Consider the following 25,750-nt stretch of genomic DNA (forward strand, 5'->3'; position numbering starts at 1 on the left):
ATCCTTTTTCTTTACAGATATCTCCGGTGCACTCCTTTGCCGTCATACGAGAACATCACTTCCTTATCTTCCAGAACTGATTCGATATGCACGCTCCTGCCCCACAGCTGGTACAAGTACGGCAGCACCTTCTCCAAATATTTCAGATCAAGCTCAATTCCCTCATACCAATGCTTAATATAAAGCTCATTATTCTTCAGATAATCCCCATCATTGACGGTCAGATAAGGAAACCCGCCGTTTACCCGCATGTTCACGAGCTGATCGCGCACGGCCTTCCATTCCTTGTCGATCACTTTATAGTCCCTGCCCTGCTTTTGGAATAAATACAGATCCTCTCGCAGCACGAGATCTTTCGTCAAATAATTGCGGATAAAAGAAATATCTGATTCAATTTCCCTGACCTCAAACATTTTTTCACGGCCGGAACCGGGCTTTACCCCTGTTTTTTTCATTTCTTCTGTCGGGTTGTCGTAGCGCTCTTCGATGTCTTCAAAAATTTTCAGCCCTAAATAATACGGGTTGATTCCCGTTTTTGACGGCTGAACGACGCCTGCGTTCAGTTTCGCAAATTCGATGGCTTCATCTGAAGTTAAATCAAGCTCGCGGATAATCCGCTGATGCCAATAGGATGCCCAGCCTTCGTTCATGATTTTTGTTTCCAGCTGAGGCCAGAAATACAGCATTTCTTCTCTCATCATGGTTAAAATATCTCGCTGCCACGGTTCGAGCTCCCGCGAATGCTCCTCGATAAACAGCAGAATGTCTTTTTCCGGCCGGGGCGGAAACGCTTTTTTCCCTTTTTTCTTTTTCACCGGCTTCGGCTTATCCATTCCCCATAAATCATCGTAAGGCGATGGCGCAGTTTCCTCTTCGTCCTCATCTTCGTCATCAACGCTCCATTGCAGCTTCGGCCTGACGAGCGACGGATCGATATGCTCCTGAATCGCCAGAATGGCATCTAAAAAGGACTCCACCTCTTTTATCCCGTGAATTCTTTCATAATGCTTAATCCGCTCCGCCGCAGCCGCCATACTCTCAACCATGTCCCGGTTCGTATTTTGAAAGCGGCAGTTATGTTTGAAAAAATCACAATGGGCCAGAACATGGGCTACAATTAATTTATTTTGGATCAGCGAATTGCTGTCCAGCAAAAAAGCGTAGCAAGGGTTGGAATTAATGACAAGTTCATAAATTTTGCTCAAACCGAGATCATAATGGAGTTTCATCTTGTGAAATTGTTTACCGAAACTCCAGTGGCTGAATCTCGTCGGCATGCCATACGCGCCGAATGTATAAATAATTTCAGCCGGGCAAATTTCGTATCTCATCGGGTAGAAATCAAGGCCGAATCCCTTCGCAATGTCGGTTATTTCCTCAATTGCCCGCTGTAAACCTTTTGTCTCCTCCGCGTTCAACCGAATCCCCCCTACTTGGACTTATTTATAATGTATGACCCCTCCTCTCAAAAGATGAAATAACAGGCGGGTTTCCGTCTGAAAACTTTCGGCACATCCGTCCCGTTTGCTTTATATGTAAGTGGGTAAACACACACCATACCCCATAAAAAAAGAAAAAGGAGCGATTCTACTTGAACACAGCAGACATGCTTACCACGTATCTCAGCAAACTGCCGAATCTGATCATTGCATTGCTCGTCCTGCTTATCGGCTGGGGCGTTGCGAAAATCATTGAAAAAGCCGTATACAAAGGCCTGCAAAAAACAAAAATCGACGACAGGCTGTTCGCCGAAAAAAAGCCGGCGCGCTATTCCTCGGAAAAAGTCATCAGTAAAGTCATTTATTTTATCGCTTTAATTATCGTTTTTATTCTATTCTTTAACATTCTGCATCTGACAACCGTGGCTTCGCCTTTTGTCAGCATGCTGTCGGCGATAACGGCGGCTGTGCCGAGCATTTTAAAAGCCGGTTTGATTCTGCTCTTGGGATGGGCGGCTGCTTCGCTTTTCAGCTATCTCGTCAAAAAAGCGGGCATGAAACTGGCTGCAAACGGCTGGATCAGAAAATGGACCATGGTTTCTGAAGAGGCGGAGATGAGCAAGTCCGTTACGGCCGCTTCACGAATCGTTTTTTATTTCGTCTTGCTCCTGTTCCTGCCGGGCGTCTTGTCCGCTCTTCAAATCAGCGGAGTATCAGGGCCGTTTACACATATGATCCAAAGCGTGTTATCCTTTATACCGAAATTATTCGCCGCGGCGCTTATTGTCTTAATCGGCTGGCTTGTTGCCCGTCTCGTCCGTGATATCGTCACAAACTTTCTGGCGAGTATCGGCACGGAAAGACTTGCCGCACGTATGGGGCTTTCTATTTACCTGAAGGATACAAGCCTGTCGGCAATCATCGGAACGATTGTCTACGTGCTGATTTTTATTCCGGTGGTCATTTCTGCGCTTGACCGGCTTGATATTGCGGGCATTTCTGAACCGGCCTCAGCCATGCTGAACACGGTCTTCACAATGCTTCCTAATATCATCATCGGTATTGTGCTGATCATCGCCGGCATCTGGATCGGAAAATGGGTAAGCAGTATTGTATCAGGGCTGCTGCACCGGGCCGGCTTTGACTCTCTTCTCGGAAAAATGGGCTTTGAACAGGCGGACCGTCCGAAGCTTACGCTTTCTCAAACTGTCGGCATGATTGCGCAGATCATCATCGTCCTGCTCTTTACGGCAGAAGCGCTGCAGCTGGTTCATCTTGAATTTCTCGTCGTCATTGCGACCGGGATTATCGCTTACCTGCCTAATGTTCTGGCCGCTGTATTTATTCTCGGAATCGGGCTTTTGGCCGGACAGCTTGTCAGCAGACTGCTTGTCGGCATGCTGAGCGGAAAAGAATTCAGATTCCTGGCGCCTCTTGCGAAATATACGATTATCACGCTCTCAATCTTTATGGCGCTGGATCAGCTCGGTGTCGCCGACACGATCGTAAATGCCGCATTTATTCTGATTCTTGGCGGTTTCGCGCTTGCCTTCGGACTTTCATTCGGTCTTGGCGGAAAAGAATTTGCTTCCCGTTATCTGTCGAAGTTGGACCGCAAAATTGAAAAACATCAATCGGCTGATGACCGTAAACCGCCGATGTCTTAAACGAAAAAAACGTGTGCTCGGAAGGAGCGCACGTTTTTTTTTGAGATTGATGGGCAAATTCCTTTTTTTTCATTTTGAAATCCTATATGATAAACTGTAACAGAAGCAAAATCTCTTTTTTCGAGGTCATTCTATGAAATTAACGAACTATACCGATTATTCTTTACGCGTTTTGATTTTTTTGGCTTCCAGACATTCCGAAGAACTTTCCAACATAAAAGAAATCGCCGACACATATTCCATCTCTAAAAACCACCTCATGAAAGTCATTTACCGTCTCGGACAGCTCGGGTATGTGGAAACGATCCGGGGCCGCGGAGGCGGAATCCGATTAGGAATGAAACCGGAAGACATTAACATTGGAGAAGTCGTTCGAAATACAGAAGACGACTTCAACATCGTAGAATGCTTTGACTCCCAAAAAAATCTCTGTATCATATCTCCCGCCTGCAACTTAAAGAATTTGCTGAATGAAGCCCTGCAAGCTTACCTGGCTGTTTTAGACAAATATACGTTAAGGGACCTGGTCAAAAATAAAGAGGAGATTATGAGACTGCTCAGAAGCTGAAGGAATGCCCGCATTCCTTCTTTTTTTATGCCTGCATAAGAAAAAAGAACTATTTCTACTAATATGATAAATGATTGCAGACAAGTGCCGATATAAAGATTATCATTACTGTTATCCTCACCTTGCGGCTGCAACGAATGGGGATAGTAAAATCATCGCAGGAAAAGGGAGATTCACTATGAAAAAAAAGGTAGCGGTCGGTTTGACTGCATCTGCGATCGTCGGGTCTGCGTTAGCTGTAACACCGGCAGAAGCACAAACGATTAAGGTTAAAAGCGGAGATTCATTATGGAAGCTTGCCCAAAACTACAATACAAGCGTGGATGCCATTACATCAGCCAATCATCTAAAATCCACCGTTATTTCCATCGGGCAGACGCTCACCATCCCTAACGGCAAATCAGATTCCGGCAGCAAAAAGCCATCTTCAAAGAACAGCGGCAAGACGACAAGTGTGTATACGGTGAAAAGCGGAGACTCGCTGTGGCTGATCGCGTCTGATTTTAAAATGTCCGTACAGGAACTGAAAAAACTGAACGGTCTGACAAGCGACTTAATCCGCGCAGGACAGAAGCTGCAAGTGAAGGGGAAAGTTTCCTCAAGCACCGACAAGACAAAAACCGTGCCGGGCAGCAGCTCAAACAGCAGTAAAAATCAGTCATCTTCATCTTCCGGGACATATAAAGTCAAACTCGGCGATTCGCTCTGGAAGATCGCAAACAGCGTTCATATGTCCATTGCGGAACTTAAAGTATTAAACAACTTAAAAACGGATACGATTTACGTAAACCAGGTTCTGAAAATAAAAGGAACATCTCCTTCGGGAAACAAGCCGTCAAAAGACAATTCAAACAAAAATCAAAACCAGACGCAAACATCATCTTATACAGTAAAAAGCGGAGACTCGCTCTGGAAGATCGCAAACGCATACAATATGACGGTTCAGCAAATCAGAAGCATCAATAAACTGACGTCAGACATGCTGCGGGTCGGACAAGTGCTGAAGCTGACAAAAACGTCATCTTCCGGCTCTTCGTCTTCACCGTCATCTCCGAACCAGTCCGGAGATACAGGGAAAACCACTACATATACCGTCAAAAGCGGGGATTCTTTATGGGTGATCGCCCAAAAATTCAATGTAACCGCCCAGCAGATCCGCGAGAAAAACAATCTGAAAACAGATGTGCTTCAAATCGGACAGAAGCTGACGATTACAGGACAGCAGTCAAACACGACACCGAATCAGTCCGGCAGCACAGGCGGCACAGGTTCAACAAGCGCGAAGATTAATGTAATGATCGATGCCGCAAAAGCTCAGCTGGGTGTACCGTATGTATGGGGCGGGACAACGCCGAGAGGCTTTGACTGCAGCGGTTTTATTTATTACGTTCTTAATAAGGTCACTTCCGTATCCAGACTTTCAGCCGCAGGCTACTGGAATACGATGACATCAGTCAGCCAGCCGGCGGTCGGTGACTTTGTCTTTTTCTCAACTTATAAAGCCGGACCTTCTCACGTCGGCATTTATCTCGGAAACGGACAGTTTATTAATGCCAACGATTCGGGTGTCGTCATCTCCAGCATGAACAATTCCTATTGGAAACAGCGCTACCTCGGAGCGAAACGATTCTTCTGATACAGACAAGCTGCACAGCCGAAAAGGCTGTGCAGCTTTTTTTACAGCCTGAAAATATTAATGCTGATCACATGTTTTGTCACGGGGTGAAAATACACTTCAGCACGGGAGGAAAACGTCTCTTTTTTTGTTTGCACCGTTACGCGAAACACGTCTTTCGTCTGTTCCCGGTTTACTTTCGTACGGCCCATGTACGAATAATCGGTAAGCTCGGCCCCCTTGTATTCACGTTCCAGCTGGTTCCATGCGAGCTGCTCCCATTTTCCGACTGATGGATCGAGGTGTTCTGTATGCCCTTTTTCAGCGATTGAGGCAATGAGAATGCCGCAAAACAAGAGGGCGAGCGCAAATGGAAGGAATTTCATCTTTATGTTCTCCTGAGTCGTTTTTGTCAATCTTAGCGTGTCCAAAGAAGAGACGGATATGCGTTTTTATTTTATGTCTCCCTCATATTGCTATGCCCAATTTATACGGACACCAACTTTTCCCCCGTTGCATCCGGGCTTCGGCGGCATAAACTAACGGAGAACTTCTCATTGAAAGGGGAAGCGTAAGATGGATCATGCCGATTATGATAAAGCCTTATATTACACACACAGGTCTCAATGGGACAATTTATTAATTTTGATGGTGCGTACGAAAGATGATTTGTTATCAAAGCGTATTGAGCACTTTTTGCATGCATATCATTTTGAACTTGATTATGCGGTGCTTGAAAAAGAGCTGTATTCCCTTCTCAGGTATATTGATCATGCGGCAGAGCTCGCGTATGAAGATCAATTAGCCATGCTGACATAAAACAATCCCGGCGTCAGGCGCCGGGATTTCCCGTGTTTGTAAACATATTCAGCTCTTCCATCATGTCTTTCAGGCTGACCGCCATATCCTCAGATACGGTCCGGCGCTCCATGTCGATGTGGATCGGGTCTAAGACCAGCTGTTTCGGGATGACATTTGCATAGACGCCCCTCATTACAGTCCGCATATTTGCCAGCGCGTTCATGCCGCCTTTTCCTCCGCCCGCCGCTGCAATGATGGCCACCGGTTTGTATCTCCAGCAGTCACTGCTTAAAAAATCAATGGCGTTTTTTAAAGCGCCGCTCATGCCGCTGTGATACTCGGGAGATAATAAGACGACGGCAGACGACTTTTTCACCTGCCGCCTTAACTTTTGCACTGAGGGCAGATCGTTCTGTTCTTCTTCACCGTTATAAAGCGGCAGTTCACTTTTGCTTAAATCAATAAAATCGGTTTGAAACCGGTCTCTGATATACGAAGCGGCAATTCTTGTCCGCCCGTTTTTTCTCGGCGTGCCGCTGATCACTAATATGCTCATTTAGTTTACCGCCTTTCCGGAAACATTGTATTTTACGGCATACAATGCCGCTTGTGTCCGGTCTGAAAGATTCAGCTTTGACAGCAGATTGGACACATGGGTCTTCACTGTTTTTTCAGAAATAAACAGAGCTGCGGCAATTTCCTTATTGCTTTTCCCTTTGGCTATTTCTTGAAGAACATCTTTTTCACGGGGAGTCAGCTGATAATATTTTTCCTTATCCTGATCCTCCTGAACCATATGTGTCAGCACGTGAGGCACAATATCCGCTGAGAGCCGGTACCGTCCGGAATACACTTCCCGAAGTGTTTTCACTAAATCATCGGGCTGGGCGTCTTTCAGCTGATAGGCTTTGGCTCCGGCTTTAAGGGCGGGAATGACATGCTGCGGGTCGGAATAGCTCGTCAAAACGACGATACTGATGTCCGGAAACCGTTCAGCCGCGATTTTTGCCGCTTCAATGCCGTCCATATCAGGCATTGATAAATCCATTAACACGATGTCAGGTTTTGTTAGTTTAGCTTGCTGAAGCGCTTCAGCACCGGTAGACGCCTCACCGACAACTTCAATATCTTCCTGAGTGGCGAAGAAAAAGCGCAATCCTTTGCGGACAACGTGATGATCATCAGCGATCACAATTTTCATCAATCAGACCTCCTATCCCGTAAAATGGAAGCCGAACGGAGACAATCGTACCGGCGCCAAGCTCAGATTGCAATGCAAACCGGCCTCCGATTGCTTCGGCGCGCGCTTTCATACCCGCTATGCCGAGCGACGGCAGCCCCGCATGCGCATCAGCGCTGAAGCCCGCTCCATGATCGATAATGCGAAGCTCAGCATGATCCGGCTTTTTAACGGCAGAAATGATAACCCGGTCCGTTCCCGCATGCTTTTTGCAGTTATTCAAGGCTTCTTGAGCGATCCGCCAAAGCGCGTGTTCCTGTTCATCCGTAAGCTTCAGTTCATCTTCCATGTCACAGACGGCTTCCAGACCGATGAGAGCGGCATAGCTTTTGATCGACGCATACAGCCCTTTCGTTAAACTTTCCGGTCTCAGCTGCCAAATAAGCGTCCTCATTTCTGTCAACGCATCCTGCGACAGCTCTTGGATGATGAACGTAATCATCTGCCGGAGCCGTTCATCATCTGTCAAGCTTTTAGCGGCTTTTGCCGTTAAGCTGACGGAAAACAGCATCTGATTGACAGAATCATGCAGCTCTTGCGCCAGTCTGCTCCGTTCCACCAGCAGAGCATTCTGCTGCGCAAATTCGGCCAGTTTCATCCGCTGGATCGCCGTTCCGATTTGAAAGGCAACCCCTTCAAGAAGATGCAGTTCTTCTTCGCTGAAAAACGTCTTTTCGCCTGCAGCGACGTTTAATAAACCGAATTTCCGGCCGCCGTCTTCAAGCGGAACGGTCGCATGATGCGTAATGCCTTCGGTGTCGCTGCAGCCCGTCGTCTGTTCCGCAAATTCAATCCGTTTACAATTCATGATGTTTACAGCCTTGGTCAATCCGCCATTGCTGAATTTGGTCAGACAATAGCAGTCCCCGCTGCACATTAATGCGTTTTCCCGCTGACCGAGAGCCGGCGGTAAATAAGCGGATGCGGCAAGCGTATAGGACCCGTCCGGATCAATCAGAAAAATCCACCCTGTCTGCAGCCCGGTCAGGCTGAGCAGCTCGCGCAGGACTTTATCAAGCGCTTCCTTCATATCGTGGCTTTGGTTTAAGGTTTCCGCAATCGCTTTTAAGGTTTTTAAGGTTTCTACCGTCGTTTTCGTCAAACTCCCTCACTCCGGCCATTCAGAATTATCCATATTATATCAATTCTAATCTGTATTTGCCTTTGCTTCAGCATGATTTTCTCTCATACTTTCGGATGAGGCGTAAAAAAACCGCCGGATATCGCTTCCGGCGGTTTTTTGTTTATTTCGTTTTTTCCACTATGGCATCCACCGTTTTCATGACGGCTTCAGATAATGCGGCAAGACGCTGTTCACTGTCTTGTAAAGAAGTTCCCTTCACTGCGAAATAGAACTTGACTTTCGGCTCCGTTCCGGATGGGCGGAGGCAGAACCAAGAGCCGTCTTCAAGGAAATATTTCAGGACATTTGACTTCGGCAGATCAATATCTTCTTCACGATGATCGGCAAATACAGTCCGTTTTCCCGTTGAATAGTCTTCAGCCTGCGTGATTTGTTTTCCGGCCATCTGCTTCGGCGGATCGTTTCGGAATGAAGTCAGGATAGCGGAAATCTGCTCTGCTCCCTGTTTTCCTTTTAACGTCAATGACTTCAAGCCTTCACGGTAATATCCATATTCTTTAAAAATGGACAGCAGCGCGTCATAAAGCGACATGCCCTGCTTTTTATAAAAGGCGCATACTTCGACGGCTAACAGCGCAGCCTGGATTGCATCTTTGTCACGCGCAAAATCGCCGATTAAGTAGCCGTAGCTTTCTTCATATCCGAACTGGAACGTGTATTGTCCGGTTTTTTCATATTCTTTGATCTTTTCACCGATAAATTTGAAGCCCGTCAGCGTATCAACCGTGTCTAAACCGAATGATGAAGCGACGGCGCGGCCCAATTCACTCGTAACAATCGTTTTCATGACGACGCCGTTCTCAGGAAGGACGCCTTGTTTTTTCTTTTCAGAAAGCAGGTAGTGCAATAAAAGCGCGCCTGTCTGGTTCCCCGTCAGCACCGTATACTTGCCTTCACTGTTTTTTGCGGCAATGCCGAGACGGTCGGCATCCGGGTCCGTAGCGACGAGAATATCGGCGTTTTGTTCTTCTCCCAGCTTAATGGCATATTCGAATGCCGCGTGCTCTTCAGGGTTTGGCGATTTGACCGTTGAAAAATCCGGATCCGGAAGCTCCTGTTCCTTTACGACAGTGACGTTTTTGTAACCGAGCGCGTCGAGGCCGCGGCGTACCGGTTTATTCGCCGTGCCGTGCAGCGGAGTGAACACCACGCTCACGTCGACTTCTTCCGAAAGCTCGGGATGGACGGAGATGGAAGTCAGTTTTTCAGTATAGGGTGTATCAATTTCTTCGCCGATGATCTTAATTAAACCTTTTTCCTTCAGCGCCTGTTCATCTTCAACTTGAATTGTTAATTCATTTTCAATCGCATTCACTTCTGCAATGACGATGTCCGCTTCTTTCGGCGGCAGCTGTGCCCCGTCATCGCCGTACACTTTATATCCGTTATATTCAGGCGGGTTATGGCTGGCCGTCACGACGATACCCGCATAAGCGTTCAGTTCTCTCACCGCAAAAGACAGCTCAGGCGTCGGGCGGAGCTCATCAAATACGTATGTTTGAATGCCTTGGGAAGCAAGGGTTTTGGCTGCTTCCATCGCAAACTCAGGAGATTTATGACGGGAGTCGTACGCGATCGCAACGCCTCTTTTTTTCGCTTCTTCTCCTTGTTTTGCGATATACGCAGCAAGCCCGGCGGATGCTTTGCGGACCGTGTAAATGTTCATTCTGTTTGTGCCCGGCCCGATTTCTCCTCTCATGCCTCCTGTTCCGAACTCAAGATTTTTGTAGAAAAAGTCTTCCAGCAGCTGCTCGTTTCCTTCTGCGTCCGCCAATAATTTTTTCAATTCTGAATCTAATTGTTCGGCCTGATTCCAGCGTTCGTAACTCTTACTCCAACTCATGTTCGTCCTCCTATAATTTCAGCTTATGACCATATTTTAATATGAAGCGGCTGTCCGTGTCACTTGATAACTTAACACAGTGCTCTATGTAAAAAGAAGGGCTCATGCCTTTTTGGCACAGCCCTCCGGTTATTATTGTTCGAGCGGAACAACTGCATCGTGCAGCAGCGTGTTTAACCACTCGGTATGTTTCGCTTTCGTTTCGTCATCCCATTGGAACCGGTCGCTCATGTAATCAATCACAGCCGTTTTATACGTCTGCACCCATTTGATGTCGAAGAACAGTCTGCCCGTTCTGCGGACGAAGAAATCAGCAGGTGTCGCAGCCATCTCTTCTTCAATGCTGTAAGCCGCTTCCGCCAGAATGTGAACCGGAATCTGGCGTTTTGCCGCTTCATCTTTCAGGCCTTCAATCCGGCTGAATACATTTTCGACGTTAGAGCCGTATCTGATGGCTAACTGTTTAGCTGTTTCCTGTGATAAACCGATTTTCAAACCGTCTTTTGTCTTTGCTTCCACAAATGACTCGAAGTTTTTAGAGCCGCCGACATGTCCTCCGGAAATCGGCATCGTCTTCGTCTTACAGCCGCCGAAGTCCTGGCCGCCCTCTTCTTTTAAGCGGTCGCGGACAAGATCGACAATGTGCTCAGCCATTTTACGGTAGCCCGTCAGTTTTCCTCCGGCGATTGTGATCAAGCCAGATTGAGATGTCCAGATTTCATCTTTACGGGAGATCTCAGACGGGTCTTTTCCTTCTTCGTGAATGAGCGGTCTGAGGCCGGCCCAGCTTGATTCAATATCGTCCGCCGTAATATTCAGTTCCGGGAACATATAATTGATGGAGCTGACGACATAATCACGATCCTGCACCGTCATGCGCGGATGCTCAAGCTTTTGTTTATAAACCGTGTCTGTCGTGCCCACGTATGTTTTTCCTTCACGCGGAATGGCGAACACCATACGTCCGTCCGGCGTGTCAAAGTACACAGCCTGTTTAAGCGGGAATACGGATTGGTCGAATACGAGATGGACCCCTTTTGTATGCTGGAGATGTTTTCCGCTTTTGCTGTGGTCTTTTTCTCTCAGCTCGTCGACCCACGGACCTGTCGCATTGACGATTTTTTTGGCGTACACTTTGTATTCCTTGCCTGACAGCAGATCTTCAATTAAAACGCCGACGACTTTTCCTTTTTCATAAAGCAGTTCTTTCACTTTAGAATAGTTGACAGGCTCCGCACCGAATTTAACGGCTTCTTTCATGACTTCAATCGTCAGTCTCGCGTCGTCCGTCCGGTACTCTACATAGTAGCCTCCGCCTTTTAAGCCGTCTTTTTTGACGAGCGGTTCTTTTTGCAGCGTTTCTTTTGCAGACAGCATGCTTCTGCGCTCTGATTTTTTTACCCCTGCTAAATAGTCATATACACGCAGACCGATGGAAGTAGAGAATGAACCGAATGTGCCTCCTTTATGGAACGGAAGCAGCATCCATTCCGGCGTCGTGACGTGCGGGCCGTTTTCGTATACAATGGCACGTTCTTTACCGACTTCAGCCACCATTTTGACTTCGAATTGTTTCAGATAACGCAAACCGCCGTGGACAAGCTTTGTGGATCGGCTTGATGTGCCGGCCGCGAAATCCTGCATTTCGCTCAAAGCGACTTTCATTCCCCTTGAAGCAGCGTCAAGCGCCGTACCGGCACCCGTAATGCCTCCGCCTATAATAAACAGATCGTATGTTTTTTTAGTCATGTCTTCCAGCATATGATCCCGTTCCAAACTTGAAAATTGGTGATTCATCATTACGTTTCCTCCTTGTTGTCACGGTATAGAAAAAGAGACCACAACAGCCAAAGCGCATGTTATCACTTTGGTGCTGTGGTCTCTCCTCATCTCAGGACCGTTCCTATTAACTTGTGTTCAGTATATCATAATTTTATATTATTTAAAAGCCATAGCTGCATTTACTGCTTTTTTCCATCCGCCGTACAATTCATCGCGTTTTTCATCTTCCATTTCCGGTTTGAATTGCTTATCCAGATTCCACTGATCGGCGATTTCAGTGCTGTCTTTCCAGTAGCCGACAGCGATTCCGGCCAAATACGCGGCACCGAGCGCCGTCGTTTCATTAATTTCCGGACGTTCGACCGGCACATCAAGCAAGTCGCTTTGGAACTGCATAAGGAAATTATTTTTAACCGCTCCGCCGTCTACACGCAAAGTTTTTAAAGAGATGCCTGAATCAGCTTCCATGGCATCAAGCACATCTTTCGCCTGATAAGCGAGAGATTCAAGCGTAGCCCGGATAAAATGCTCCTTCGTCGTTCCGCGTGTCAGGCCGAAAACTGAGCCGCGCACGTCACTGTCCCAGTACGGTGTGCCCAGTCCGACGAAAGCGGGCACGACATATACACCGTCAGCGGAATCCACACGCTCTGCGTATGTCTCGCTTTCTTTCGAATCATGGAACATCCGCATGCCGTCTCTCAGCCATTGGATGGCAGAACCTGCGACAAAGATGCTTCCTTCCAGCGCATACTCGACTTTTCCGTCTAATCCCCAGGCGATCGTCGTCAGAAGGCCGTGCTCTGAAGTAATGGCTTTTTCTCCGGTATTCATGAGCATAAAGCAGCCTGTGCCGTATGTGTTTTTCCCCATGCCTTCTTCAAAGCACGCCTGACCGAACAGCGCTGACTGCTGGTCTCCGGCCGCACCCGCAATCGGAATATTTTTGCCGAAGAAATGATAATCAACCGTTTTCGCGTACACATGAGAAGACGGTTTCACTTCCGGCAGCATTGATTTCGGCACGCCTAAAATGTCCAGCAGCTCGTCATCCCATTTTAATTCATGGATATTAAACATCAGCGTTCTTGAAGCGTTGGAATAATCCGTTACGTGCGCCGCGCCTCCGGACATTTTCCAGATGAGCCATGAATCAATCGTTCCGAAAAGGAGATTTCCGTTTTCCGCTTTTTCCCGCGCGCCTTCTACATTGTCAAGAATCCATTTGACTTTCGTTCCTGAGAAATACGGGTCGATCAGAAGTCCCGTTTTTTCTCTGAATGTATCATTATATCCTTTTTCACGAAGCTCTTCGCAAATGCCGGATGTTTGTCTCGATTGCCACACAATCGCATTGTATACCGGCTTTCCGGTATCTTTATCCCATACGACCGTCGTTTCCCTTTGGTTCGTGATGCCGATGCCGGAAATTTGGTCCGCGCTGATTCCGGACTCAGAGATCACAGTCGCGATAACGGCGAGCACCGATCCCCAGATTTCGTTCGCATTATGCTCCACCCAGCCCGGCTGAGGGAAGTGCTGTGTGAATTCCTTTTGAGCGGAATGCACGATTTTTCCTTCTTTATTAAAAAGAATCGCTCTTGAACTTGTTGTGCCTTGGTCAATTGATAAAATATAGGTCTCCATGATGCCGCTCTCCTTTTTAAATATATTCAGAATTTGATAATGTTTTTCGTGATTGAGATTTCTTGGTATAAACATAGAGTATAAAAAGCAATACAACCATTATAACGCTTACAAACCAAAAGCTAGATGTCACATTTCCTTTAAACGCGGCATTGTAAAATACGCCGCCGAACGCACCGCCCATGATCGGACCGATAACGGGAATCCAGGCATATTTCCAATTTGACGGCCCTTTTTTCGGAATCGGCAGAAAGGCGTGCGCGATTCTCGGCCCCAAATCCCGCGCAGGGTTGATCGCATACCCGGTTGTTCCTCCGAGAGAAATTCCGATAGCCACGATGAGGAATCCGACAATCAGCGGGTTCAGCCCTTTTGTAAATTCATTCGCTCCGATCGCCAAAATGCCGAGCACGAGTACAAACGTCCCAATGACTTCACTTATCATATTCCCAAATGTATGAGGAATACTCGGGCCGGTCGAGAAAACGCCCAGCTTAGCCGCCGGATCATCCGTCGCCTTCCAATGCGGCAGATAATGAAGATACACAATAACCGCACCGATCATTGCTCCGATCATCTGTCCAGCAATATAGACAGGGACTTCTTTCCAAGGAAAACTGCCTTCAAGCGCAAGGCCTATCGTTAAAGCCGGATTCAAGTGAGCGCCGCTGATTCCGCCGACAGCATATGCCGCCATGGCTACTCCAAGCCCCCAGCCGAATACAACAACAATCCATCCGGATTGGTATGAAAGCGATTTCTTTAAATTGACTCCCGCACAAACGCCGCCCCCGAAAATAATAAGCAGCATTGTACCGATTACTTCTCCCCAAAATGCTGTCATCATCATTCCTCCTAAATGACATAATAGCAGGTTTGACAGAGTTATAGAGAATAAAAAACCCACAACAGACCGCTTTACGCTTTATTGCTTCCGTAAAGAGCTGTTGTGGGTCTCCGGGTCTCCATCACATAGTATTAACCTAGGTCTATTGTAACAATGGGTGTAAGCGGTGTCAATCTTTTTTTGTCATAGAATGTTCATATTTAGCCCACAGCTCGGTGTCTGAAGTCGTCACCGCCGTGGCCCCCGCCTGCAAAGCGTTTTCAACATCCTGCTCCGTGCGGATAAAGCCGCCGGCAAAAATCGGAATGCCCGTCATCTCTTTAATTTCCCGGATTAAAGTCGGAACGATGCCCGGGAGGACCTCGATAAAGTCAGGCTTATGCTTCCCGACGAATTCCATGCTCTTTTCCATCGCGCTCGTATCCAAGAGAAACAGACGCTGGATCGCATATATTTTCTTTTGTTTCGCTTTGACGATGACGGCCGATCTCGTTGAAATGATGCCGGCGGGCCGGATGTCCTGACAAATGAACTCCGCCCCGTATTCATCATGCTTAATGCCGTGAATTAAATCGACGTGAACCATCAGGTGTTTTCCGTGTTTTTTCGCTTCATTCACGACACCTTTTAATTGACCAAGGTGAATATCTAAAATAACGCCGTATAAGAACGGACTTTCTAAAAATGCATCGAATTGCTTCATGTTCCGGATAGCCGGTAAAATCTGCTGGTTGTGAAAACTCATGTTTTACTCCTTTACATTAAAAATCAATGCTCAGCACGCTTTCTTTGACCGTCGAAATGATGAAACAAAGCTCCTCGTCAGAAAGGCAGAAAGGCGGTGAAAGCTGAATAACATTATTATATCCCGCTGCGGTATCGCCATTTTTCCCGACGAGCAGGCCTTTTTTCTTACAGGCGGTGATGACGTGCTGGACAGCGGCGGCATCAGCGGGTTCTTTCGTGATTTTGTCCTTTACGAGCTCGATGCCGGCAAGAAGGCCCTTTCCCCGTACATCTCCGACCGCGGGATGTTCTCTGAGCGGCTGAAGCTCCCGGAGCAGCCTTTCGCCAAGCTCACGGGAACGGGCGATCAGATTTTCATCCTCCATCAATTGCAGGTTCTTCAAAGCAAGGGCGCAGGCTGCCGGATTGCCTCCGAATGTATTCACGTGCCGGAAACGGCCGTACGGCTCACCGTCCGAATACGCTTCAAAAATCTCCCGTTTCACTGCCGTCGCCGACAGCGGCAGGTAAGCGCTCGTGATGCCTTTTGCCATTGTGACGATGTCCGGTGAAACGCCGTAATGCTGAAATCCGAACGGCTCTCCCGTGCGGCCGAAACCGCAGATGACTTCATCACTGATAAGCAGCGCGCCGTGGCGTCGGCAAATGTCCTCTACCTTTGCCATATACCCGTCTGGGGGCATCAGTATACCTCCGCCTGTAATAATCGGTTCCATAATAACGCCGGCAATCGTTTCGCTTAATTCCCACGTCATGATCCGGTCGATTTCATGTGCGCTTTCCAATGTGTCAGCATCGGCGGGATTCCGATAGAGATCAGGCGGCGCCGCATGCAAAAATCCTTGGGAGAGCGGCTCGTATTTGTATTTTCTCTGCGCCTGGCCGGTAGCGGCGAGCGCCCCCATCGTATTGCCGTGATAGCCCCTGTACCGGGAGATGAATTTGAAGCGGCTGTGATCGCCGTTTTCAATGTGGTATTGGCGGGCAATTTTGAACGCGGTTTCATTTGCTTCCGATCCGCTGTTGGAAAAGAAGATTACATAATCGCCGCCGAGCCATTCATTCAGTTTTTCCGCAAGCTCAATCGCAGGTTGATGGCTTTGGGTCAGCGGATAATAAGGAAGCTCCTTCAATTGGCTGTAAGCCGCATCGGCAAGCTCCATTCTCCCGTATCCGATATTGACGCACCATAGTCCTGACATGCCGTCCAAATACCGCCTGCCGTCAATGTCCGTAACCCAGGCGCCTTCCCCTTTTTGGACGATTATGCTGTCATCCGGCTCCGCCCCTTTCATCGCGTGCCAAATCAGCTCTTTATCCTTTTGTTTGAGTGACTGATTTTTTTGTACATGTTCCACACCGCTCATCTCCCTTTCAATATCATTGCACTGTATCGAAAGCTGCCCGGCTTCTGACGCCGATTCTCTTGGTGAAGTTTTCCTCTTAATAAGAATATAAAGGCGCGGCATGGGCGAGTCAATAAAGCGGCAGCAATTAAAAAAACGCTTTCTCCCAGAAAGCGAAAGGGCTACAAGAGCATATCCCGAAACCGGGGACGGTGCAAGTATTTTTATAAAAAAACCCGCTCCTTAAACCGGAGCGGGCTTTCTTCATTTAAGATGCGTAATCCGGTAGATGTCTTTGCGCCGGTCTTTCAGCTGGCGCACGGTTCCGTTTTCACGCTGTCTTCTTAAAATTTCAAGGTCAACGTCCCCGATCACAACCATTTCGATATTCGGGTTCGTTTCACCGACGATTCCGTCTCTGGCAAATTCAAAATCAGACGGAGCAAAAATGGCTGACTGTGCGTATTGAATGTCCATATTTTCTGTTTGCGGCAGGTTCCCGACCGTACCTGAGATGACAGTGTAAATTTGGTTTTCAACCGCTCTCGCCTGAGAGCAGTATCTTACGCGCAAGTAGCCTTGGCGGTCTTCAGTGCAGAACGGCGTAAAGATAATTTTCGCCCCTTGATCCGCGGCAATTCTCGCAAGCTCCGGAAATTCGATATCGTAGCAGATCTGAATGGCGATCTTTCCGCAGTCCGTATCAAATACGCGCACTCTGTCTCCGGCGCTGATGCCCCACCATTTCCGCTCATTCGGCGTAATGTGAAGCTTATATTGTTTTTCAATCGTGCCGTCACGTCTGAATAAGTAAGCGATGTTATAAATTTTCCCTTCTTCTTCAACGAAATGGGAGCCGCCGATGATGTTGACATTATATTTCACCGCGAGATCTGTAAAGAGGCTGATATAGTCCTCTGTATATTCGGTAATCCTCTGAATGGCAAGGCTCGGAGAACGCTCCTCGAGGAAGGACATGAGCTGCGTCGTGAAAATCTCCGGAAATACCGCGAAATCAGATCTTGCATCGGAAGCCACATCCACATAATATTCAACCTGATTGGCAAATTCCTCGAAGGAATAAATCTTTTTCATTTCATACTGGATGACGCAAATACGCACCGGAAATGCCGATTTGTAATAGCGCTTCGACTGCGGCAGGTAATCGACATTGTTCCATTCCATTAATGTCGCATATTTAATGGACGCGGTGTCATCCGGGAGATAATTCGGATTGATCCGCATGAGCGTAAATCCGTTCATCAGCTGGAAGGAAAGCACCGGATCATAAATCTGATGGCGCGTCACCTGTTCGACATAGGCTCTCGCCGTCATTTCTTCCGCATATTTATGGTAATTCGGAATCCGCCCGCCGATAATGATGCTTTTCAGGTTTAATCGTCTCGCCAGGTCTTTTCTCGCTTCATACAGCCGATGTCCGATCTTCATCCGTCTGTACGCCGGATGCACCATCACTTCAATTCCGTACAGGTTCATTCCGTCCGGATTGTGGTTCGTGATGTAACCGTCGTCTGTAATGTCCTGCCATGTGTGGCGGTCATCGTATTCATCGAAATTGATGATCAGGCTGGAGCATGATCCGATAATTTCCCCTTCATACTCGGCGCAAAACTGACCTTCCGGAAAATGCGCGAGATGGCTGATTAAATGCTCAGGCTCCCAAGGCTCCATCCCCGGGAAACAATCCTTTTGCAGCTCAATAATTTTGTTGATATCTTTCTCTTCCATGTTCCGTATGACCATTTTCTTTTCAAAACGGGTCAGATCAAGTTTCTCAGACAATGCCGCTTCCCCCTGCCGATTCGTTTTGATTGTTCAAGCGCTGTAAAAGTAATTCAAGTTCCATTTCCGCCATCGATTCGAGTCTGTGATCGTATTCTTCAAACAACAGGGTGCTTGTTACCTTATTCGGTACGATCACACATTTCATGCCGGCGCGTTTGGCTGCGATTGAGCCATTGACGGAATCCTCAAAGGCAAGACATTCGGAAGGTTCGACGCCTAAATGTTCCGCCGCTTTCAAATAGAGTTCCGGATTCGGCTTCACTTCTTCTACGTCATCCGCCGTCTGAATCACTTCAAATTCATCAAACAGGCCTAACTCCTTCAGATGGCCCGACACCCATTTGAAATCTGAGCTTGAAGCAAGCCCCACTTTCAATCCTAATTCTTTCGCCGCGGCTAAATAAGCCTCCACCCCGGGACGCGCCGTTTCCGTTTTCATCCGCTGTTGGAAGCGTGCGCGCCTGATCGCCGTCAGTTCGTCGTGATCGAGCTTTCTTCCCAGCTGCTCCTCTAAATACGCGAACGGCTTAAATCCCGCGGCCGTTCCGATTACCTTTCCCCAGACAGATAAAGGCAATGTCGATCCGTGTTCTTCAAACATTTCTTGCAGCACTTCATATTCATGGGTTTCTGTATCTAAAATTAACCCGTCAAAATCAAAGATTAATGCTTTTATCACTGCTTACAGCTCCTTTAGTTAACGTACTGTGACCTATGTATACACTATACCGTGAATTTCTTCCGCGTTCAAAATGTAACAATCGGACGGAAAGAAGAGCCTGCATGAATGCAAGCTCTCTTGATCCGTTACTGTGAGTTTTGGCTGGAAATATTAGAAAGAGCTGCTCCCGCAGACTCGTTTGAACGCTGATCGACCGCTAAGTCTCCAAGCGCAACGATCCCGACCAAATGATTTTGATCAACAATGGGAAGGCGGCGGATTTGGTGTTGGGCCATCAGGTGTGACGCCTCTTCAAGACTCATCTCCGGGTTTCCGGATACTACTTTAGAAGACATCACGTGCGAAACAGGTGTTTGGCCGTCGCGGCCTTGAGCCGTTGTTCTCAATGCGATATCACGGTCTGTCAGCATTCCTTTTAATTCCCCTCCGTCAACGACGGGAATCGCTCCGACATTATGCTGATGCATCAGCGCGGCCGCTTCCTGAATCGTTTGATTGGGAGAAACGGTAGCCACGTGGGTAGTCATTGATTGTTTGATTGAACTCATTGTAAAGCACCCCTTTCGCCATTTATTATGCTCGGGGATTTGTCTCATTATAAAGGGAGTTAGAGGAAAGAAATTGTGGTATCATGTCAAAGAAGCAAAAAAGAGCCTGTAAAAAGGCTCTTTACATCCATCAGATCAGCCTTCTGTGACCGCAGGCTTCTGATTCGGCTCCTGTCTCGAAATCATCATAGGTAAACGGAAAATTCATTCCGCAATCATTCAGCAAAGCGCAATTTTTATCAAACAGCGCACGCTCTTTGGCATCATATACCGCGTGCGGCTTTGACAGCATGATATGTACCGTTTGCAGACAAGCCATAATTTGAAATGCTTCTTTTAACGTTCCTTGGTAAAGTTGGTTTTGTAAAGACAATACGCCCCTTTTTTTAAAGCGCTGAATTTCCAGTTCGGAGAAATAAAGAGGAAAGACATTTTGGAACAATTCAGAGGAAAGCTCTTGTATCGCGCTTTCTTGTCCGTCAGTCGCTGCGTTGACAATTCTCACATCAATCACCTTTCTTGCCATGTGAATATCCTTAATCTTTATCAAGAATAGCACAGAAAAAAACGCGAAAGCTAAGGTAAGTGTTTCCTATTGAAACAGCCGCTTTCCGCTTGAAAAAGGAGCTTTATGATATGAAACAAAATGACCGCGGGCTGGAACTTCTGATAACGGAAAAGCACGCCGGACAATGGCTGTTTTCAGTCCTGAAATCAGAATTTCAGGCATCTAAACCCGTGATAACCGAATGGATGAACCAAGAAAGCATTCAGGTCAATCGCACATCTCCGAAAAACAACATCATCCTGAAAACCGGAGACCGCCTGTTCATTGATCTTCAGGAAAAAACGGAGTCATCGGTGATCCCGGAATACGGGGAAGCGGAAATCTTATTTGAGGACAATCATATGCTGATTGCAAATAAGCCGGCGGGAATGCCGACTCATCCGAATGAAGAGGGTCAGACCGGAACCCTCAGCAATCTGATCGCTTACCATTTTCAAATCAACGGCGAACAAGCGAAAGTCCGCCACGTTCACCGGCTTGACCGGGACACGTCAGGTGCGGTCGTTTTTGCCAAACACCGCCTGGCTCATGCCATCCTCGACCGGCAGCTAGAAACCAAAACATTAAAACGCACCTATATCGCTGCAGCGGAAGGAAAAGTGACGCCGAAAAAAGGCACGGTTGATTCGCCGATCGGCCGCGACAGGTCACATTCCGTCAGACGGCGCGTCTCACCCGGCGGACAAGCCGCCGTCACCCATTACAAGGTACAAGGCTATCATTCCGGCGCGCGGCTTTCTCTGATCGAGCTTGAATTGGAAACCGGAAGAACACATCAAATCAGAGTGCATATGGCAAGCATCGGCCATTCGTTAGCGGGAGATGATCTGTACGGCGGAAGCCGGGCGCTGTTTCACAGACAGGCGCTTCACGCCAAAAAGGTAAGTGTCATTCATCCGATCTCCGGAGAAGAAATCATTGCCGAAGCGCCGATGCCCGCTGATCTGGCACACTTTACCGACACCTATTTTTCTTAAACCGGGTAAGCATATATAATATATCGTTTCGGTGCATTTCCGATGTAAGAAAACGGATAGCAAGTGGTCAGGATCAGTTCCTCCCGCTCATGCTGAAGGGTGATGACGGACGTATCATCCCGGCTGACGATTTTTGTATGGCTGATTTTATAAGAAAACGCGCCGTAAGACAGCATCACGTTCAGCCTGTCTCCTTTTTTCAGTTCGCCGGTCCGTCGGAACACCGTGTCCCTGTGGCCGGATAATACGATTTGGCCGTGTTCATCCGGATAATAGCTGTCTTTGTAATGGCCGACGCCTTTTGCTAAATCGTCTGCGTCAGTCCCTTCTACGATCGGGAGCTCAGCATCGATTTTAGGGATTTCTAAAATACCGCTTGCTTCACCTGTTTTAGGATGAAATTCTTTTTTGCGCTGCGCCAAAGCGGCTCTATTCGTTTCTTTCTTTGCCAAAACGGGTTCAGCCGCTTTTTTTGCTTCTTCAAGCGATTGGTTTGTCTTCATATGTGAATCGACGATCTTCCAGCTTCCGTAGCATGTGACGATGACACCGATGATGATGACAAGAAGCGGAATGTGTTTCAGTTTATTCATGGGGTGCGGTTGCTCCTTTTCTTTCTGAAAAGCCAGTATACGCCGGCGCCTGTGATCACCAGTCCGGCCAGTGCCGTCTGATAGCTGCCCGCTGAAGTATCAGGCAACGGGCGGCCTTTTTGTGAGCCGCTTTCAGTCTGTTTTGTGCTTTTTTCCGGATTTGCAGCCGATGACGGACGGGTTTCGGAAGCTGTTTCTTTTATAACGGGACGCTCTGGCTTTTTGGCTTTATCAGGCTGTTTTGCAGCATCCGGGTTTTTAGCGGGTTTTTCCGCTTGGGGTTTTTCTGTTTTATCGGGTCTGGTGCCGCCCGGTGTTTCCCCGTTTCCCGGCTGACTGCCGGTGTCATCAGGTGTTTCGGTTGCTGATGCCGTGCGGATGCGGCCGTCGGTTTGATAAGAAATCGGAGCGGAAAAGCTTTTGACATAGTCTACTGTCGCTTCCAAATCCTCAGGCCCCGTCACCGGATTCTTGCCGAGTTTCCCGATCGGACCGTATTTTGCCCCCGCCGCCGTCGCCATAAATTGATTGACTGTTACTGTATATCCTTTTTCGGGCTGTATGTCTGTGCCGTCCGCCATCTTCATATCCACCGCTTGTCCGGTTTCCGGGTTCCATGTATAGGAAAATCCGCTGATGCTGTAATCCGGTCCGTAAACCGGAGAAATTTGCGCGTTGATGATCTCCCGCAAATCCTTTCCTTTGATTTCAAGCTTCGTCAGCACATTGCCGAACGGCTGAACATTATAAAGGTCTCCCCATGTAATCGGCCCTTTTTTTATGCCGTCCCGGATGCCGCCGCCATTCATAAGCGCAAAATCGGATTTCATCTTCGTTTTCATACCGTCGGCAATCAGATTTCCAAGCGCCGTGTCGCCGTCATTTGAATAGCCGCCCGTTATATCATGGGCCGCTTCCCCGACCGTTTCGCTGATAATCGGTTTCACTTTCTCTTCATATTTGCTTAATATACCTGCTGCATTCGGGTCCGGCTTGATTTTACTTTGGTCGATATATTGGATTTCCGCTGATTTTTTCACGATATCCTTCGACTCTTTATCAAGTTCAAGATCGGCGATTCCGATTGCTTTTCCGTATTCAAATGCCTGCACGATCAGCTTGCCGTTGACTTCTCCGTTTACGACTTTATGATTGTGCGCGGCGAAAATCACGTCAATCTCTGAGTCTGTCCCGCCGGCAAGCTTTGCGGCTTCTCCCGTGATCGCACTGCCGTTTTGTTCAGCAGACATATGGGCGAGCACGGCGATAGCTTTAATTCCTTTTTTCTTCAGGTCAGCGGCGGCGTCATTGACGGCTTTTACCTCATCCGTAAACGTGATGTTTTTAATTCCGTCCGGAATGACCATTCCTGCTGCCGATCTGGTTACAACTCCTATAAATGCAACCGGAATTCCGGAAACGTATTTGATTTCATACGGCGGAAGAAAGGACTCACCTGATTTCAGTTTACAGTTGGCGCAGACGAGCGGGAAATTTTGGCCGTCATAACCGCTTGTCCCCTTCCCGTCCGGATGATCTCCTCCATTGATGATCCGTTTAAGCTCATTTGTTCCTTCATCGAATTCATGATTGCCGACAGTCCCGGCGTCAAACCCGATGTCTTCCATCAGTTCTACTGTCGGTTCATCTTGAAAAAGGGCTGACACGGGAGAACTGCCCCCGATCATATCGCCCGCATGCACCACGAAGGCGTGTTCTTTTTCGGCTTTTGCTTTTTTAATGTACGCCGCAGCGTAGTCCATTCGGCCGAACGTGCCATCCGGTTTACCATCTCCGTTAAGATCAAGCTCATATTGCTGATCAATTTTTCCGTGCAGATCATTCATACTGATGATTCTGAGCGGGACACGGCCGGTGACTTCAGTCTGCTGTTCTTGATACGCCTTATCCGTTCTACTCTCATTCAGCGGTCCGGCTTGTCCGATTGCTGCCGCATCTTTCAGGCCGGAGACCATAAAACAAACCATCAGCACACAGCACGAAAGACGCATCCCCCTTTTTTTCTTCATTCATTTCCCCCCTTGTCTTCTAAGAAATACGTTAGCTTATTTTCTTAAAAATCACACCACTTTTTTGTAAAGATTGTCTTCACTGGCGCAAAATAGTAAATAGTCCCCATGTAACGAAATCGGTCTGCATGTATAAGGGATCAGCTTTTTTCACATCTTAATGATGATTTGACATGAAGGAGGAAAACAATCAGTGGAACAGCAGCAGAATCAGCAGCAGCCGCCAGTAAATCAGGGGATGCCGGGTTCACCGCAAGTGAATCACGGAGGACATGAGCTTTTCGATATGCATGAAGTCCTGGCCGGAACAGTCGGCGTCCTGGATCAATTTATGATGCTCAGACAATTTATACAGGATCAGCAGCTGGCGGATATTCTTGACCGCCAGTACCAATTCATTCTCGGACTTTATAATCTGACGGCAGAATGCTTTAAGACCGGCCAAAAGCCTTCTCAGGAAACTTCGACATATATGATGAAGGAACAGAACCAAGCCGTGTACGGCATAAAACCGACACAGCCGAAAAAACCGAATCAATCATTAAATGATGTCAAAGATCTCGGGATAAGCGGCCATATGCTCGGCCTGATTAAAGCTCAAGCTTCTCTTTTGACGATGAGCTCGCTTGAAATGACCAATCCCGTGACAAGAAGAGTGCTCTCCGCTCAAATTCAGCAATATGTTGAAATGGCATTTGAAATCTTCTTGTACCAAAACAAACACGGCTATTATCAGGTTCCTCAGCTTAATGCACAAGATATGCAGACGATGCTGAATTCATTTGCCCCGGCTCAGGAACAGCCGCAAATGCCTCCGATTAAAGGACAAATGGGACAGCAGCAAAACCTGCATTGATTAAGAAACGGCGTTGGATACCCGACTCTCCAATGCCGTTTTCTTTTTTTCATATGTTTTTGTGAAATCACGTTCAAACTGTCTCAGGGTTTCTTTGGTGGCCGCTTCAAAGCCTTTTTCAAAATCCTGTGTTTCGGCGGTTTTGTTGATAATGGTTAAGATAATGCCTTCTCCGAATGTATCGGTTAAATCCTTTATCATATAGAAGCTTTGCAAATATACATCCGTCTCATACTCCATCCGCGATTTCTGCCATTTTCGGTCGGTCGTTAATTGATCAAACGGCACGACGGAAAATGCAATCGGATCAATGACTACATCATAATGCGCAACCCATTCGCTCAGCCCCTCATGAAACCAAAGCGGAAATTCAGACGTAGACGTCCCCATTTGCCGCGTTTTTTGATGAAACGCATAGTGCGTATATTCATGTATAATCAATTGTTTATACATAAAAACGGCCAGCTCATCTTTTTTCAGAAGCTGTTTTTTCTCTTCAGGCAAAAGCCCCATCATCTGCTCCTGCTCTGAATAAAAACCGACTACGTTTTTCAAGCCGGAATATTGCTCAATTTCAGCTTCATCCGCAAAGAAAATAAGTTCAAGAGGCGCTGTTCCTTTATAGCCGACAATGATTTGATTGATACGCTTTGCGTAGTCTAACGTAAGCTTGGTCAGATCCAAGAGCGGTTTTTCATCCGCCGTATAGTAAATCGCTGTATGTTTGTAAATTTCTTTATTCATGTGTTCAGTCACTTGTTCCTTCGTCGGAACAGAGCGGCTGTTTTGGCCTGACAGGACGTACATCAAACTGACTGAAACGGCTGAACTGACAGCCAATATGACAAGGACTCCGCACAGGATCAGAGTGAATGCCGCCCGTTTCCCCATGCCGTCACGCAAACAAGCTCCCTCCCCGATCCTTCAATTTTTCATCTCATTCTTTACTTTATGCGCCGGAAGGTTTGGCCGTGACGGCAGATAAAATAAAAAAGCCGCAGCAA

General features: G+C 47.5%; 24 protein-coding genes. 6 read left to right on the forward strand and 18 right to left on the reverse strand.

All coding sequences use genetic code 11. From position 1 onward, the window contains the following. Nucleotides 1–11 precede the first annotated feature (11 nt). A complete protein-coding gene (locus tag Y79_RS0114820) occupies nucleotides 12–1,418 on the reverse strand; it encodes a SpoVR family protein (RefSeq protein ID WP_016938397.1) in 1,407 nt (468 codons plus the stop codon). A 173-nt stretch (nucleotides 1,419–1,591) separates the two neighbouring features. On the opposite strand from Y79_RS0114820, the gene Y79_RS0114825 reads away from it, so the two are divergent. The 3 genes from Y79_RS0114825 (at nucleotide 1,592) to lytF (ending at nucleotide 5,310) form a co-directional block, all read left to right on the forward strand. Continuing rightward, nucleotides 1,592–3,106, forward strand: coding sequence for a mechanosensitive ion channel (locus Y79_RS0114825; protein WP_016938398.1), 1,515 nt, complete (start codon nucleotides 1,592–1,594; stop codon nucleotides 3,104–3,106). Between the two features lie 133 nt (nucleotides 3,107–3,239). Continuing rightward, nucleotides 3,240–3,674: a nitric oxide-sensing transcriptional repressor NsrR gene (nsrR, locus tag Y79_RS0114830; protein WP_016938399.1), complete on the forward strand. Its 435-nt coding sequence runs from the start codon at nucleotides 3,240–3,242 to the stop codon at nucleotides 3,672–3,674. Nucleotides 3,675–3,852: 178 nt separating this feature from the next. Next, on the forward strand, nucleotides 3,853–5,310 hold the full coding sequence (lytF, locus tag Y79_RS0114835; RefSeq protein WP_016938400.1) for a peptidoglycan endopeptidase LytF: 1,458 nt from the start codon (nucleotides 3,853–3,855) through the stop codon (nucleotides 5,308–5,310). 41 nt (nucleotides 5,311–5,351) lie between these two features. Here the strand turns inward: lytF and Y79_RS0114840 are convergent, their stop codons facing one another. Beyond that, nucleotides 5,352–5,675 carry a DUF3889 domain-containing protein gene (locus Y79_RS0114840; protein WP_016938401.1) on the reverse strand — a complete coding sequence of 108 codons (324 nt, stop codon included), beginning with the start codon at nucleotides 5,673–5,675 and terminating at the stop codon, nucleotides 5,352–5,354. A gap of 190 nt (nucleotides 5,676–5,865) precedes the next feature. Between Y79_RS0114840 and Y79_RS0114845 the strand changes: the two genes are divergently transcribed. Beyond that, on the forward strand, nucleotides 5,866–6,108 hold the full coding sequence (locus Y79_RS0114845) for a YhdB family protein (RefSeq protein ID WP_016938402.1): 243 nt from the start codon (nucleotides 5,866–5,868) through the stop codon (nucleotides 6,106–6,108). A gap of 13 nt (nucleotides 6,109–6,121) precedes the next feature. On the opposite strand, the gene Y79_RS0114850 is transcribed toward Y79_RS0114845, so the two are convergent. From Y79_RS0114850 to Y79_RS0114910, 13 genes are all read right to left on the reverse strand, one after another. Then, the gene (locus Y79_RS0114850) at nucleotides 6,122–6,646 is read right to left on the reverse strand and encodes an NADPH-dependent FMN reductase (protein WP_016938403.1); all 525 of its coding nucleotides are present in this window, start codon (nucleotides 6,644–6,646) and stop codon (nucleotides 6,122–6,124) included. Then, nucleotides 6,647–7,291 (reverse strand): response regulator, encoded by a 645-nt coding sequence (locus tag Y79_RS0114855; protein ID WP_016938404.1) that lies wholly within the window; start codon nucleotides 7,289–7,291, stop codon nucleotides 6,647–6,649. Continuing rightward, nucleotides 7,272–8,432: a GAF domain-containing sensor histidine kinase gene (locus Y79_RS0114860; protein ID WP_016938405.1), complete on the reverse strand. Its 1,161-nt coding sequence runs from the start codon at nucleotides 8,430–8,432 to the stop codon at nucleotides 7,272–7,274. The genes Y79_RS0114855 and Y79_RS0114860 overlap by 20 nt, the downstream gene beginning before the upstream one ends. Before the next feature lie 142 nt (nucleotides 8,433–8,574). After that, nucleotides 8,575–10,317, reverse strand: coding sequence for a phospho-sugar mutase (locus tag Y79_RS0114865; RefSeq protein WP_016938406.1), 1,743 nt, complete (start codon nucleotides 10,315–10,317; stop codon nucleotides 8,575–8,577). A gap of 132 nt (nucleotides 10,318–10,449) precedes the next feature. Then, entirely contained in the window at nucleotides 10,450–12,117 is a 1,668-nt protein-coding gene (gene glpD, locus Y79_RS0114870; protein ID WP_016938407.1) for a glycerol-3-phosphate dehydrogenase, read from the reverse strand. A 138-nt stretch (nucleotides 12,118–12,255) separates the two neighbouring features. After that, nucleotides 12,256–13,746 (reverse strand): glycerol kinase GlpK, encoded by a 1,491-nt coding sequence (gene glpK / locus Y79_RS0114875; RefSeq protein ID WP_016938408.1) that lies wholly within the window; start codon nucleotides 13,744–13,746, stop codon nucleotides 12,256–12,258. A gap of 16 nt (nucleotides 13,747–13,762) precedes the next feature. Then, nucleotides 13,763–14,590 (reverse strand): MIP/aquaporin family protein, encoded by an 828-nt coding sequence (locus tag Y79_RS0114880; RefSeq protein ID WP_016938409.1) that lies wholly within the window; start codon nucleotides 14,588–14,590, stop codon nucleotides 13,763–13,765. A 172-nt stretch (nucleotides 14,591–14,762) separates the two neighbouring features. Further along, nucleotides 14,763–15,338, reverse strand: a complete 576-nt coding sequence (locus tag Y79_RS0114885; RefSeq protein ID WP_016938410.1) for a glycerol-3-phosphate responsive antiterminator — start codon at nucleotides 15,336–15,338, stop codon at nucleotides 14,763–14,765. A gap of 16 nt (nucleotides 15,339–15,354) precedes the next feature. Next, nucleotides 15,355–16,707, reverse strand: a complete 1,353-nt coding sequence (locus tag Y79_RS0114890) for an aspartate aminotransferase family protein (RefSeq protein WP_155816752.1) — start codon at nucleotides 16,705–16,707, stop codon at nucleotides 15,355–15,357. Nucleotides 16,708–16,950: 243 nt separating this feature from the next. Next, on the reverse strand, nucleotides 16,951–18,489 hold the full coding sequence (locus tag Y79_RS0114895) for a bifunctional GNAT family N-acetyltransferase/carbon-nitrogen hydrolase family protein (protein WP_016938412.1): 1,539 nt from the start codon (nucleotides 18,487–18,489) through the stop codon (nucleotides 16,951–16,953). Next, the gene (locus tag Y79_RS0114900) at nucleotides 18,482–19,171 is read right to left on the reverse strand and encodes an HAD family hydrolase (RefSeq protein ID WP_016938413.1); all 690 of its coding nucleotides are present in this window, start codon (nucleotides 19,169–19,171) and stop codon (nucleotides 18,482–18,484) included. The genes Y79_RS0114895 and Y79_RS0114900 overlap by 8 nt, the downstream gene beginning before the upstream one ends. Nucleotides 19,172–19,299: 128 nt before the next feature. Continuing rightward, nucleotides 19,300–19,722, reverse strand: a complete 423-nt coding sequence (locus Y79_RS0114905; protein WP_016938414.1) for a CBS domain-containing protein — start codon at nucleotides 19,720–19,722, stop codon at nucleotides 19,300–19,302. 130 nt (nucleotides 19,723–19,852) lie between these two features. Continuing rightward, complete coding sequence (locus tag Y79_RS0114910) at nucleotides 19,853–20,248, reverse strand: DUF5365 family protein (RefSeq protein ID WP_016938415.1); 396 nt, start codon at nucleotides 20,246–20,248, stop codon at nucleotides 19,853–19,855. Between the two features lie 110 nt (nucleotides 20,249–20,358). Between Y79_RS0114910 and Y79_RS0114915 the strand changes: the two genes are divergently transcribed. Then, nucleotides 20,359–21,267, forward strand: coding sequence for an RluA family pseudouridine synthase (locus Y79_RS0114915; RefSeq protein ID WP_029575336.1), 909 nt, complete (start codon nucleotides 20,359–20,361; stop codon nucleotides 21,265–21,267). Here Y79_RS0114915 and Y79_RS0114920 read toward each other — a convergent pair. Both Y79_RS0114920 and Y79_RS0114925 read right to left on the reverse strand, forming a co-directional pair. Continuing rightward, complete coding sequence (locus Y79_RS0114920; protein ID WP_016938417.1) at nucleotides 21,264–21,860, reverse strand: class D sortase; 597 nt, start codon at nucleotides 21,858–21,860, stop codon at nucleotides 21,264–21,266. The genes Y79_RS0114915 and Y79_RS0114920 overlap by 4 nt on opposite strands. Beyond that, entirely contained in the window at nucleotides 21,857–23,890 is a 2,034-nt protein-coding gene (locus Y79_RS0114925; RefSeq protein ID WP_016938418.1) for a bifunctional metallophosphatase/5'-nucleotidase, read from the reverse strand. The genes Y79_RS0114920 and Y79_RS0114925 overlap by 4 nt, the downstream gene beginning before the upstream one ends. A 193-nt stretch (nucleotides 23,891–24,083) precedes the next feature. Between Y79_RS0114925 and Y79_RS0114930 the strand changes: the two genes are divergently transcribed. Further along, the gene (locus tag Y79_RS0114930) at nucleotides 24,084–24,746 is read left to right on the forward strand and encodes a spore coat protein (RefSeq protein ID WP_016938419.1); all 663 of its coding nucleotides are present in this window, start codon (nucleotides 24,084–24,086) and stop codon (nucleotides 24,744–24,746) included. Here the strand turns inward: Y79_RS0114930 and Y79_RS0114935 are convergent, their stop codons facing one another. Then, a complete protein-coding gene (locus Y79_RS0114935) occupies nucleotides 24,747–25,649 on the reverse strand; it encodes a hypothetical protein (protein WP_029575337.1) in 903 nt (300 codons plus the stop codon). Nucleotides 25,650–25,750: the final 101 nt, after the last annotated feature.

This window comes from Bacillus siamensis KCTC 13613 (assembly GCF_000262045.1).
Classification (GTDB): Bacteria; Bacillota; Bacilli; order Bacillales; family Bacillaceae; genus Bacillus; species Bacillus siamensis.